This is a genomic window from Hyphomonas sp. UBA3601, from assembly GCF_002375605.1.
In the GTDB taxonomy this organism is placed as follows: domain Bacteria; phylum Pseudomonadota; class Alphaproteobacteria; order Caulobacterales; family Hyphomonadaceae; genus Hyphomonas.
Genome location: NZ_DFME01000020.1, coordinates 20,173 through 32,775, shown reverse-complemented (window position 1 = coordinate 32,775; position 12,603 = coordinate 20,173). Strand labels below are relative to the sequence as shown.

Sequence of the window (12,603 nt, the reverse complement as noted above, 5' to 3'; positions counted from 1 at the left end):
GACGCCATCGAGATAGATGATGCCTTGATGGAGACCATGGCGGAACCTCGACTTGCGCCTTTCATGCATCTGTCCCTTCAGCACGGAGACGATTTGATCCTGAAGCGCATGAAACGGCGGCATCTGCGCGCCGATGCTATCGCGCTGACAGACCGTCTCCGCGCGGTTCGGCCTGACATCGCCTTCGGCGCGGACATCATTGCCGGTTTCCCGACCGAGACCGAAGCCCATTTCGAGAATTCGGCCCGGCTCGTGGAAGAGTGCGGCTTGTCCTTCCTGCACGTCTTCCCGTATTCGCCCCGTCCCGGCACCCCGGCTGCGCGCATGCCGCAACTCGACAAGGCCATGGTGAAAACGCGCGCCGCGCGCCTGAGAGACGTCGGCGCGGCGGCGTTGGAGCGGCATCTCAGGAAATATGACGGCCAGACTGTTGAAGCTCTGGTCGAGCGCGGGAACTCCGCGCGTCTGCCGGACTTCACGCCGGTACAGTTCGAGAGTGATCCGGGCGAAGCTGGACGCCCGGTACGCGCACGTATAGTCCGGCAGGATGGAAAACAGCTGATCGGAGCGCTGACCGCATGATCCTTTGGTTCGGAAAAAAGAAAAAAGAAGAAGAGCTGAAAGAGGCTGGCGCCGCAATGGAGTCGCCGGAGCTGTCAGCGGATGAACTGGCGGCCAGGGAAGCTGAAGCTGCGCAAAAGATTGCCGAACAGGAAGAGATCGAGCGCAAGGTCGCCGAGGCTAACAAGGCCTGGGAAGAGCGACAGGCGCGCGAGGCCGAGGCAGCGGCCGCAGAAGCAAAGCGGCTGGATGAGGAAGTCCGCAAAGCTGATGAGGCACGTGCCGCCGCTCAGGCGCGTGCGGATGATGCGGAAGCCGCGCGTCTTGCGGAAGAGGCCGAACGGGCCCGCAAGGCCAAGGAAGAGCGCGAAGCGGCGCAGGCGAAGGCGGCTGCAGAACTCAAACTGCTCGAAGATCGGCGCGAGGCCGAACGCATGCGCGCTGAGCGTGAAGCTGCTGCGCGGGCGGCCATGGAAGCGGAAGCCAATGATCCGGGGTTCGTGGCCAAGCTCGGATCCGGCCTGTCCCGGTCTTCGGCGCGATTGACGTCCGGCTTGGCTGTATTCGGCCGAAGGAAACTTGATGATGAGACTCTTGAAGAACTCGAAGACCTGCTGATCACGTCAGATCTGGGCGCAAAGGTAGCGATGCGGGTGACGGGCAATCTCGCCAAGGAACGGTTCGACAAGGAAATCAGCGAAGACGAAATCCGACAGGCGCTGGCGGATGAAATCACCGACGTTCTGAAACCTCGCGAAAAGATCGTGGACTTCTCAGACGGTCCGCGTCCGCGCATTGTCTTGTTCGTCGGGGTCAACGGCTCCGGCAAGACGACCACAATCGGCAAGATTGCGTCCAAGCTGACAGAGCAGGGGGCTAAGGCGCTGCTCGTCGCAGGTGACACATTCCGGGCGGCGGCGATTGAGCAACTTACGGTCTGGGGCGAGCGGGCCGGTATTCCTGTCATGTCAAAGCCTACGGGCGCCGATGCGGCAGGCCTTGTTTACGAGGCGATGGAACAGGCGAAGGCGGACGATCTCGATCTTGTGCTGGTCGACACGGCTGGACGGCTGCAGAACAAGGCTGAGTTGATGGCCGAGCTTGAAAAAGTCGTCCGTGTTGTCCGTAAGCTGGACCCGACTGCGCCGCATGATGTCATTCTCGTGCTGGACGCGACCGTTGGCCAGAACGCGCTGTCCCAGGTCGAGGCATTCAGAAATACGGCGGGCGTCACAGGTCTCGTCATGACCAAACTCGATGGCACGGCCAAGGGCGGTGTGCTGGTGGCCATTGCGGAGGCGTTTGACCTGCCGATCCACTTCATCGGCATCGGCGAAAAAGCAGAAGACCTCCGCCCATTCAGCGCGGAGGCCTTCTCGAAGGCTTTGGTCGGAATTCAGGACTGACTATTCGGCGGCGATGGCGGTCGATTGGGGTTCCCTGGCTCCTCGCAGCAGGCGGCCGGGGCGTGCACCGGTGGGATCTCCGTCTCGGTGGGTAATTTGTCCGTTTAGTATTGTTGCTGTGTAGCCGGAGGCAGTTTGCATCAGGCGCCGACCGCCAGCGGGGAGGTCATAGTCCACGCGAGGCAAGTGGAGCTTCAGGTTTGTGAGGTCGATCACATTCAGATCGGCACGGTAGCCCGGGGCTACCAGTCCGCGATCATTCAGTCCGATCCATTGTGCCGTGGCGCGGGTCTGACGGTGCACGATGTGCTCAATGGGAATGCGTGGGCCCCGTGTTCGGTCGCGGACCCAATGGGTCAGCATCGTGGTGGTGAAAGAGCCATCACAGATCATGCCGACGTGCGCGCCGCCGTCTGACAGGCCGGGCAGTGTCGCAGGGCTGAGCATCATCTCGTAGGATGGGTCAAGCGAGCCACCGGAATAGTTCAGAAAGGGCAGGTAGAGCATGCCATGCCCCTTCCGTTCCAGCATCAGGTCGAGTGCGGCTTCTTCTGGCGATATGCCTCGCCGGGCTGCAATGGCTTCCAGCGTACGATCAGGTGTGGGCTCATAATCTACTGGATCGTCAAGCTGAAAGATCTTTCCGAAGCTTCGCAACATGACTTTCAGGAAGGGATTATCTGTGTCCGGTGCGTCGGCCAGCAATCGTTTGCGAAAGTCTTCAGTGCGCAGCAGTTTTATGCGCTCTTCAAAAGGCAGGTTCGCGATTTCACGGTAAACCGGGTAGGCGCTGAATGGATTCAGCGTCAATTCAAAGCCAAGCAACACGCCGACCGGACGGGGGGCGACCTGTGCACGCATTGGCAGGCCATCCTCGGCGGCCTGTTCGATGGCGCCCAACAAGCGCCGCCAGCCTTCCGGGGCAATATCTGCCTGGGCCAGCGAGACAGATAATGGCCGGCCGCTCGCTTCGACAATACGGCGCAGCATGGCTGCTTCCTTTTCCGGATCATCGAAGTCCGACACGAATTGCAGGACGCCCCGTCCGGCGTCTGCCACGCCTTGCGAGATGCCCGTGAGTTCGGCTTCGCTCGCGGTGAGGGTGGGCGTAGGCTGACCGTCGCTGGTACGGTGGTTCAGTGTGCGGGAGGTCGAAAAGCCGATCGCGCCTGCGCGGATAGCCTCGGTTGCCAAAGCCCGCATCTGGCGGATGTCGTCCTCAGTGGCCGGCTCCCGATTGGCGCCGCGTTCGCCCATCACATAGACCCGCAGGGCCGCATGAGGCAGCTGCGCACAGATGTCAGCGTCGAATTGTCCATTCGACAGGCTGTCGAGATAGTCGGGAAAGCTCTCCCAGTTCCAAGGCAGGCCTTCGGCCAGAACAGGGAAGGGGATATCCTCCACGCCTTCCATCAGACGAATGAGGCGACCATGATCTTCAGGCTTGCACGGAGCGAATCCGACGCCGCAATTTCCCATCACCACTGTCGTGACGCCGTGCAGGGATGACGGGCTGATTGATCCGGTCCAGGTTGCCTGACCATCATAGTGCGTGTGGACGTCGACAAAGCCGGGAGTCACGATTTGTCCGCGCGCGTCGATTTCCTCGATGCCGCGGCCAGAGACTTTTCCGACTTCCGTAATCATCCCCTTTGAAACAGCGACGTCGCCCTCGAAGCTTTCGCCGCCTGTGCCGTCTATGATCGTTCCGCCGCGCAAGACCAGATCGTGCGTCATGATGGGTTTCCTCCGGAGTTTCTTGTTTGAGGCGAGTCAGACCCTCAACCGGGCAAGAGTCAAATCCTTCCCACGCGTCAGCAAGTCGTGCATAGGTCGCCGCAATGTCGATGACGCTTCTGCCTGTGGTTCTGTGCCTTTTGTCTGCAGTGACGGTTGCCGCCACCAACATGTTCGTGAAGCGGGGCGGCGACGTCCTGACAGCGCGCATGGCGGTTGCGATCGTCATGGGGCTAAGCGTCCTGCCCTTTGCGCCCTTTGTTCCCACCCCGCCGAGAGAGACCTGGCCGCTCATTTGCGTTTCCGTCGTGGTTCACTGGATTTACCAGTTCTGTCTCGTACGAGCGCTGCACAGGGGCGACTTGTCTCTGGTCTTCCCCGTGATGCGAGGCCTGGCGCCGCTCGCGACCGCCTGCTTTGCTGTCTTTGCGTTGCACGAGCATCTGACGGCACTCCAGATGGCCGGGCTGGCCGTGGCCAGCTTTGCCATCATTCTGTTTGCCCTGCCGACGGGAACGACAGCCTCAACGCGGCGGCTTGATCGGGACGCCCTGATCTGGGCCGTGCTCACTGCACTGGGCGTTGGTCTTTATGCTGTGGCGGACACGCGCGCCGCTCGCGCTATGCCGAATCCGATGACTTTTGTGGTTTGGCTATTCCTGCTGGACTGGATCGGCGTAACCGTCGTCGCTTGCATGCAGCGCAGGGGACGTATACGCGCTGCCATTGCGAAACAATGGAAGGGAGGGCTCGCAGGTGGGATTTTGGGCACGTTCTCATATGCGCTCGCCATCTATGCCTACACACTGACAGATGCCGCCATTGTAACCGCCTTGCGGGAAACTTCGGTCGTGTTCGCTGCGGCCCTTGGGGCTATATTCCTGAAGGAGGGATTCGGGTACAGACGAATATGTGCCGCCGCTTTGCTGGCCGCGGGGCTCCTCTCCATGCAAGTCGGGGCATAGCTTGTTTCAGATCGCTGCATCTGCGTTCGTGATTTATTAGGTCGACTATTGTCTGAGGGGAGCTACAGCTTGTGACCAATCCAGCAGCAGCCGAGACGCGTAGAGAAGTTATGACAAAGAAACAGAACACGGAAGGCTCAGCTGAGCTGAGCGATGCGACGGCCAAAGCTGGCAGCATCTGGACCGAACTCGGCCCGACGCTGGCGTTTATCGGTATCTACAACGTGATGTTGAGATTCCCGGAAGGCGAAGGGTTGTTTACCAAGGACACCGCGCTTTATTGGGCGACCGGCGTGCTCATCGTCTTCACAGCTTTCGTGATTATTCAGAAATTGATCCGCGGTGAAAGAATCCCGCCATTCCTGATTGTCTCATCCGCCTTGATTGGGGCGTTCGGTACGGCAGGTATCCTGCTTCAGTCGAAGCTGTTCCTGTTTATCAAGCCGACGATCATCAATCTGCTTTATGCAGGCGTGATCTTTGGCGGGCTCGCCGTGGGACGGAACATCTGGAAAATGTTGTTCCACACCGTATTTGATCTGCCAGATCACGCCTGGAAAACCCTGGCTATTCGCTGGGGGCTCTATTTTGTTGCCATGGCGGCGTGGAACGAGTTTCTCTGGCGTAACTTTTCCGAGGCGACGTGGGCTAACTGGAAGCTCGGCAATATCGTGATCGGTGTGGTATTCGCGCTGGCGAATACGCCGTATACGCTGAAGCATATGCGAAAGCCCGAGGAAGCAGATACCTAGCGGGTCAATTGCTCGGTGCCGGGCGGATTTGAGAACGGCACGAATGCCGCGCGGTTTCGAACGCTGGAAAAATGGGTCAAGGCCCAGACGACGGTCGGAAAGGCAAGATTCGCCCACGGTAGGTCTTTCCAGTCAAACAGGGCGACTTCCTCACTCTCGGGCCCAGGCGAAATATCCGACACCAACTCTGCTCTGAACATGACATGGACTTGCGCAATGCGGGGAACGGAGTAGACGGCAAGAACTTGACCCAGGCTGATATCGGCATTTGCCTCTTCCCGAGCCTCTCGTTTAGCGGCGTCTTCAACGGTCTCCCCGACCTCCATGAACCCGGCTGGAAGCGTCCAGAATCCCTTACGCGGATCAATCGCGCGCCTGCAAAGCAGGATTTTGTCACCTTTTGTCGCAACTGAAGCTGCAATAATTTTCGGATTTATGTAGTCTACGAACTGGCAATGTGAGCAAACACGGCGTATTCGGTCGTCGCCAGAAGGTATTTTCAGTTTGAAATCTTGAGAAAAGAAACCATTTGATAATTCCTCCGTCATCGAACCTTAAGCCTCTTGCTTGTATTGGGGTGAATGTTGATCCGCACACGGGTCGTATACTTAACAGACCAATAACCGGATTATCCATCGCGCCCAACGCCTAAATAAACACAGAAAGACTACCATCATGACCTACAATCTTAAAACCTCACCGAGCCATCTGCTCCATCGTGCCCAGCAAATTGCCGCCAATGAATCGGCTTCTGCGCTTGCCGCAGCAGGTATCACCCTGCGCCAGTTCTCTGTCCTTGCCGCTCTCTCAGGCAATGATGGCGTCAGCCAGTCCGACCTCGTCAACGCAACCGGAATCGACCGTTCGACGCTGGCCGACATGGTCGCTCGTATGGAAAAGGCTGGCCTCATCAAGCGCGTCGCTTCCAAAACGGACAAGCGCGCCAAGGTCGTTTCGCTGATGGCGAAAGGCAAGAAAGCTTACGAGAAAGCTCTTCCAGCTGTTGAGAAGGCTGATGCAGCCATCTTCGAAGCCCTGCCGAAAACCAAGCAAGCCACGCTGGTATCCGGTCTGAAGGATATGGTTGCTGAGGCTGACAAGGCTGAAGCCGCTGTTGCGCCAAAGCCTGCTGCTCCTGCGCCGGCCGCAAAAGCTGCTCCGAAGCCTGCAGTGAAGAAAGCTCCAGCCAAGAAGCCTGCTGCAAAGAAGGCTCCGGCTAAAAAGCCCGCTGCCAAGAAAGCTCCAGCTGCAAAAGCCGCTCCGAAGCCTGCGGTGAAAAAAGCGCCAGCCAAGAAAGCTGCGCCTAAAGCCAAAGCGAAAGCAGCACCGAAAGCGAAGCCAGCCACGACCACCAAGGCCGTCAAAAAGGCTCCGGTGAAGAAAGCTCGCAAAGCGACGAAGAAGTAAGGCTCCGGAAACGGATCTAATTCGGCGGGGCGCTCTTCAGCGCCTCGCCTATTTTTTTGACCGAATCTTCGTCCAGCGGACCCTGGACATGGTCAATGATCTCACCGTCAGCTGAGATAACAAACGTTTCCGGCACGCCGGTCAGGCCGAAATCGAGTCCCCCCTGACCGTCCGGATCAAGTGCAATCCGCGTGTATGGATTGCCCAGCCGGTCGAGGAAGGCGAGGCCGTCGTCCAGTTTGTCCTTGTAGAGCACGCCGAATACTTGGTCCGGATATGCGGCGGACAGTTCGGAAATGTATTTGTGCTCCGCTTCGCAGGGGGCGCACCAGCTTGCGAACAGGTTTACGGCAATAGTGCCGCCGGTCGGCGAGGGAGCGAAGCTGAGGGGGGCGGAATCGAGGGTTGGGAATGCCGTATCGGGCGCGCTGCGCAAATTGCGCTTGAAGTCGCCCTTTTTGGGATTGATCAATTGTCCGGCTGCAATGACTCCAAAAGCGACGAGCGCTCCGACCGGAACAATTGCGAGCCAGCGCTTCATCCGCGTTTCTGGTCCCGGATGCGCGCTTCGATACGGATCAATTCAGTCTTTGCCGCGCGGGCTTTCAGCCAGACACTCGCCATCGCGCCGCCGATAAGGAGCAGGCCAACGGAATAGCTCGCCCAGATGAATGCGGCATTGGAATCAAAATCTGGCAGCATGGGATCAGTCTCCTGTCATCAGGCGAGCCCGGGACTGGGCAGCGCGTCTGGTCCATATTTCGGCCCGCATCAGCGTCATGACAAGGGCGGCAAACAGTAGCGAATGACCCAGCGAGCTGATCAGCAATGGCCAGAGATAGACAGCGGCCATTTTTGGGCCTTCCGGCGTGATGACGCTGGCGTCTTGGTGCAGGGACGTGAAGAGGTCCACGGAAAACTTGATCAATGGCACATTCAGTGCGCCCACCATGGCAAGGATGGCGCCGGCCCGCGCGGCCTTCTGGCGCGTATCCATCGCGGCGCGCAGGGCCATGTAGCCGAGGAAGAGGAAAAACATGAAGAGGACAGACATCATCCGGGCGTCGTCCCATTGCCACCAGGTGCCCCAAGTCGGCTTGCCCCAGATGGCGCCGGTGGCAAGGCAAAGTGCTGTCCATGTCGCGCCGAGCGGGGCGATCGCCTTGGCGGCAATGTCGGCAACCTCGTGGCGCCAGATAAACCAGACGAAACTCATCACGGCCATGCCGAGATAGCTGGCCATCGCAAGCCATGCGGCCGGGACATGAATGAACATGACTCGCATGATGTCGCCGCCTTGATAGTCATCCTTTGGGACCATCCAGAGGCCTTGCCAGAGCCCCCATGCAATCAACAGGGCTGCGGCCGCATAGAACAGGGGCGCGAGCCAGCTGGACAGCATCAGGAAACGGTGCGGATTGGCGAACCAGGAAAACATCGCGTTCGGAATACCCTTCCCTCAGTCTGCCGCCAAGCGCAGGGCTGCACCCATGGCAAATGGTGCGACAGCCAACGCAAACAGCGTTGAGGCAGCGAGAAATAATGGGGCGGCGGCGCTGCTTGGGCCGTCTCCCATGGCGAGGGCGCCAAATATGGCGGTGGGGACGTAAAGGGGCAGGGCGATCAGGCTGATCAACAGTCCGCCTCGGCGTACGGTCGCGGCGAGTGCTGCCCCTACGCCGCCCCAGAAGTAAAAGGCCAGCCCGCCAATCGCATAGTACAGCATGTTCTCAAGCAATGCGCCGCCAATCTGGGCCTGGAACATCAGGAGCAGCAAGGGGGAGAGCAGGGCGAGGGGCAGGCCAGCGGTCAGCCAGTGCGCAAATGTCTTTGCTGCGGCAATAGAGGCGGCGGGGGCGCTGGTCTGTAACCAGAGATCCAGCGAGCCATCTTCGGCGTCCGCCTGAAAGATGCGCTCCAATGTTACGAGACTGGAAAGCGCCAGCGAAACCCACAGAATCCCGGGACCAATCGTGCGCAGGGTTTCCGGGTCCGTTCCGACGCCGAGTGGCACGAGGACAGCCGCCCCTGCGAAGAAGCCCACCGGCAGCAGCGCGCCGGCGCCGCCCGCCCAGGCTTCGCCCAGCGCTTGCCGGAAGGCGGAGAAGATGGGTGCGGGGCTAGCCATATCGGCGGAGCTTTCGCCAGTGAACAAAGCCGAGACCTAGAAAGAACACCAAGACTGGAATGCCACATTCCAGGCCATCGGTTCCATTTTTCCAGCCGCAAACATAAGTTGCTGCAAAACCGAAAAGGCATCCCAAGACAGCCCAGATTCCGAAAAAGAAATATTTCAAATCTCTACCTCGCGTGTTGCGTGGAAGCCTGCATCGCCGTGGACGGCTGCAACCACCACACCGTCCGACTGCCGGTGCTGCTCGATCATCCCGAGCAGGAGCGTCCGCCCCTCGGAATCGAGCGCGGTTAGCGGCTCATCCAGCAGCCAGACGGGGCGGTATTCGAGGTGCAAGCGGGCAAGGGCGGTCCGGCGGCGCTGTCCGGCCGATAGGTGCTTGGCGGGCACATCTGACGGACGCGAAAGCCCCATTTTGTCCAGGAGAGGCTCGATGTCTGTTGTGGATTGTCCCCATGCGCGTGCCCAGAGGGTCAAATGCTCTCGCGGCGTTTCATGCGGTTTCAATCCGTCCCGGTGGGCCACCCAATGATGCGGCGCGTTGCGGTCAATTGTGCCGGTCTCGGCCTGCGTCAGGCCTGCGAGAATACGCAGCAGCGTCGTCTTGCCCGCGCCATTCGGGCCGCGCAGGACAATTGCTTCGCCCGGCGCCAAGGACAGGGACACCTCCCGGAACAGGAGGCGTTCGCCGCGGATCATGCCGATATCGGCTGCGGAAAGGAGGGCGCTGGCGCTCATATGTCCCGTTTAGACCCTTTGTCCCAATTGCCTCAATGCACTAGGGCCTATATGAGACAGACCAGCGCGGCGGCTCATCGCCGCAGATCGATAATTTCAGACGCGAGGTTCCCTCCCCATGCCGTCCCTCGACAGCTTCAAGTCAAAACGCACACTCACCGTCGGTAGCAAGACCTACACGTATTTCTCGCTGTCCGCAGCCGCAGAAAACGGTCTTGGCGACGTTTCCCGCCTGCCTGCGTCCCTCAAGGTCCTGCTTGAGAACATGTTGCGCCATGAGGACGGCAAGACCGTCACCAAGGACGACATTCTCGCATTCAAATCCTGGCTTGAGAACAAGGGCGGTGTCAGCCACGAGATCGCCTACCGTCCGGCTCGTGTGCTGATGCAGGATTTCACCGGGGTTCCGGCTGTGGTTGACCTTGCAGCCATGCGCGATGCCGCGCAGAAGCTCGGCGCGTCAGCAGACGCGATCAACCCGCAAGTCCCGGTCGACCTCGTCATCGACCACTCGGTCATGGTCGACAGCTTCGGCGGCGAGAACAGCTTCGAAAAGAACGTCGAAATCGAATACAAGCGCAACCAGGAGCGGTATGAGTTCCTGCGTTGGGGTTCCACTGCGTTCAAGAATTTCCGCGTTGTGCCACCGGGCACCGGCATCTGCCACCAGGTGAACCTCGAATATCTGGGCCAGACGGTCTGGACAAAAGATGAAGACGGCGAAACCGTTGCCTATCCTGACACCTGCGTCGGCACCGACTCGCACACGACCATGATCAACGGCCTCGCCGTGCTCGGTTGGGGCGTTGGCGGCATTGAAGCCGAAGCAGCCATGCTGGGTCAGCCAGTCTCCATGCTGATCCCGGAAGTCATCGGCTTCCGTCTTGACGGCAAGATGGCAGAAGGCGCCACAGCGACCGACCTCGTGCTGACAGTTGTGCAAATGCTGCGCGCCAAGGGCGTCGTCGGCAAATTCGTCGAATTCTACGGCCCGGGCCTGTCGAACCTGACCCTCGAAGACCAGGCGACGATCTCCAACATGGCGCCGGAATATGGCGCGACCTGTGGCTTCTTCCCGGTTGATGAGGACACCGTCAAATACCTCACCAATACCGGCCGTGACGCCGAGCGTGTTGCCCTCGTCGAGGCCTATGCCAAGGCACAGGGCTACTGGCGTCCGGAACAGGCTGAGCCGATCTTCACTGATACGCTGGAACTTGACCTTGGCGCAGTTGTGCCGTCGATTTCCGGCCCGAAGCGTCCGCAGGATCGCGTCCTGCTGTCCGAAGGCGACACCGCCTTTGCCGAAGCCATGGCGAAGGAATTCAGCAAGGCAGCCGATGCCGCTGAACCAATCGCGGTCGAAGGCAAGGACTACACCGTCACGCATGGTGACGTGTTCATTGCGGCGATTACATCTTGTACGAATACGTCCAACCCGTCCGTTCTCATTGCTGCTGGCCTTGTGGCCAAGAAAGCGCGCGAATTGGGCCTGAACCGCAAGCCCTGGGTGAAGACATCCCTTGCGCCGGGCTCGCAGGTTGTCACTGACTATCTCGACAAGGCCGGCCTGTCGGATGAACTCGATGCGCTCGGGTTCAACCTCGTCGGATATGGTTGCACGACGTGTATCGGTAATTCCGGTCCACTCGAAGCCCCACTGGCGAAAGCGATCGCCGATGGCGATCTCGTCTCCTGTTCGGTGTTGTCGGGCAACCGTAACTTCGAAGGCCGGATCGGCCCGGACATCAAGGCCAACTATCTTGCCTCTCCACCGCTGGTCGTCGCCTATGCCATCGCAGGTTCGCTGCGCGTGAACCTGACCAAGGATCCGCTGGGCAAGGACACGAACGGCAATGACGTCTTCCTGAAAGACATCTGGCCAACCTCGCACGAGATTGCCGAGATTATGTCGAAAGCCGTGACGCCGCAAATGTTTGCCGAGCGCTATTCCGACGTCTTCAAGGGCGACGAGCACTGGCAGGGCATCGAAGTGTCCGGTGGCCAGACCTATAGCTGGCCTCCAGCCTCCACCTATGTTCAGAACCCGCCTTACTTTGAAGGCATGGGCCTGGACATCGACGCGCCGGCGGACGTCGAGAACGCGCGCGTCCTGGCACTGTTTGGTGATTCCATCACGACCGACCACATCTCTCCGGCCGGATCGATCAAGGCCTCCAGCCCGGCTGGTGTGTACTTGCAGGAACACCAGGTCTCTCCGCTGGACTTCAACTCCTACGGCTCGCGCCGCGGCAACCATGAAGTCATGATGCGCGGCACGTTCGCCAATATCCGCATCAAGAACCAGATGGTTCCGGGTGTCGAAGGCGGCGTGACGGTACACTATCCGGACGCTGAGCAGATGCCGATCTATGATGCGGCCATGAAGTATGAAGCCGAAGGCACACCGCTTGTTGTGTTTGCTGGCGATCTTTACGGCAATGGGTCGTCGCGTGACTGGGCGGCCAAGGGTACGGTCCTGCTGGGCGTTCGCGCCGTCATCGCGGGCAGTTTTGAGCGGATCCACCGGTCAAACCTGATCGGCATGGGTGTTCTGCCACTCGAATTTGCTGACGGGGAGAGTGCCGCGTCGCTCGGCCTGACCGGTAAAGAGCAGGTGACCATCAAGGGAATCGATTCAATCAAGCCGCGCCAGACGCTCGCCGTGGAGATCACACGCGAAGACGGTACGAGCTTTACCGCCAATACGACGGTTCGCATCGATACCGAGAACGAACTCGACTATTACCGCAATGGCGGCATCCTGCACTATGTGCTGCGGAACCTCGCCCGCGCAGCAGCCTGAGCGGTTCGCGATTTCTGATCAGAGAGCCCCTGCAGCGTGCTGTGGGGGCTTTTTTGCAGCCCTCACATCCCTGTGACTGTCACGGAAGCGGAGTTGG

13 protein-coding genes are annotated in these 12,603 nt (G+C 59.7%); 6 read left to right on the top strand and 7 right to left on the bottom strand.

Annotated elements, in window-relative coordinates; genetic code table 11:
* Together B4F73_RS01655 and ftsY are read left to right on the top strand one after the other, a co-directional pair.
* A partial coding sequence (locus tag B4F73_RS01655) for a radical SAM protein (protein ID WP_290482363.1) occupies positions 1-582 on the top strand: 582 nt, incomplete at its 5' end.
* On the top strand, positions 579-1,967 hold the full coding sequence (gene ftsY, locus B4F73_RS01650) for a signal recognition particle-docking protein FtsY (RefSeq protein ID WP_290482362.1): 1,389 nt from the start codon (positions 579-581) through the stop codon (positions 1,965-1,967). The genes B4F73_RS01655 and ftsY, both read left to right, overlap by 4 nt.
* Here the strand turns inward: ftsY and B4F73_RS01645 are convergent, their stop codons facing one another.
* Positions 1,968-3,704, bottom strand: coding sequence for an N-acyl-D-amino-acid deacylase family protein (locus B4F73_RS01645; protein ID WP_290482361.1), 1,737 nt, complete (start codon positions 3,702-3,704; stop codon positions 1,968-1,970).
* Positions 3,705-3,808: 104 nt separating this feature from the next.
* On the opposite strand from B4F73_RS01645, the gene B4F73_RS01640 reads away from it, so the two are divergent.
* Together B4F73_RS01640 and B4F73_RS01635 are read left to right on the top strand one after the other, a co-directional pair.
* Positions 3,809-4,669, top strand: a complete 861-nt coding sequence (locus tag B4F73_RS01640) for a DMT family transporter (RefSeq protein WP_206991826.1) — start codon at positions 3,809-3,811, stop codon at positions 4,667-4,669.
* Positions 4,670-4,779: 110 nt separating this feature from the next.
* Positions 4,780-5,421, top strand: a complete 642-nt coding sequence (locus tag B4F73_RS01635) for an inner membrane-spanning protein YciB (protein WP_206991827.1) — start codon at positions 4,780-4,782, stop codon at positions 5,419-5,421.
* Here B4F73_RS01635 and B4F73_RS01630 read toward each other — a convergent pair.
* A complete protein-coding gene (locus B4F73_RS01630) occupies positions 5,418-5,969 on the bottom strand; it encodes an NUDIX hydrolase (RefSeq protein WP_206991828.1) in 552 nt (183 codons plus the stop codon). The two genes, B4F73_RS01635 and B4F73_RS01630, sit on opposite strands and share 4 nt — an antisense overlap.
* 127 nt (positions 5,970-6,096) lie before the next feature.
* Here B4F73_RS01630 and B4F73_RS01625 point away from each other — a divergent pair, with 127 nt between their 5' ends.
* Entirely contained in the window at positions 6,097-6,828 is a 732-nt protein-coding gene (locus B4F73_RS01625; protein WP_206991829.1) for a MarR family winged helix-turn-helix transcriptional regulator, read from the top strand.
* Positions 6,829-6,844: 16 nt separating this feature from the next.
* Here B4F73_RS01625 and B4F73_RS01620 read toward each other — a convergent pair whose 3' ends face one another.
* The 5 genes from B4F73_RS01620 to ccmA form a co-directional block, all read right to left on the bottom strand.
* Complete coding sequence (locus B4F73_RS01620; protein WP_290480345.1) at positions 6,845-7,369, bottom strand: redoxin family protein; 525 nt, start codon at positions 7,367-7,369, stop codon at positions 6,845-6,847.
* Positions 7,366-7,530, bottom strand: coding sequence for a heme exporter protein CcmD (locus B4F73_RS01615; protein ID WP_290482360.1), 165 nt, complete (start codon positions 7,528-7,530; stop codon positions 7,366-7,368). Before B4F73_RS01615 ends, B4F73_RS01620 begins: the two co-directional genes overlap by 4 nt.
* 4 nt (positions 7,531-7,534) lie before the next feature.
* Positions 7,535-8,266 carry a heme ABC transporter permease CcmC gene (gene ccmC, locus B4F73_RS01610; protein ID WP_206991832.1) on the bottom strand — a complete coding sequence of 244 codons (732 nt, stop codon included), beginning with the start codon at positions 8,264-8,266 and terminating at the stop codon, positions 7,535-7,537.
* 21 nt (positions 8,267-8,287) lie between these two features.
* The gene (gene ccmB, locus B4F73_RS01605) at positions 8,288-8,956 is read right to left on the bottom strand and encodes a heme exporter protein CcmB (protein WP_290480346.1); all 669 of its coding nucleotides are present in this window, start codon (positions 8,954-8,956) and stop codon (positions 8,288-8,290) included.
* A 165-nt stretch (positions 8,957-9,121) separates the two neighbouring features.
* Complete coding sequence (gene ccmA, locus B4F73_RS01600) at positions 9,122-9,700, bottom strand: heme ABC exporter ATP-binding protein CcmA (protein WP_206991834.1); 579 nt, start codon at positions 9,698-9,700, stop codon at positions 9,122-9,124.
* A gap of 118 nt (positions 9,701-9,818) precedes the next feature.
* Here ccmA and acnA point away from each other — a divergent pair, with 118 nt between their 5' ends.
* Complete coding sequence (acnA, locus tag B4F73_RS01595) at positions 9,819-12,506, top strand: aconitate hydratase AcnA (protein WP_290482359.1); 2,688 nt, start codon at positions 9,819-9,821, stop codon at positions 12,504-12,506.
* Positions 12,507-12,603 lie beyond the last annotated feature (97 nt).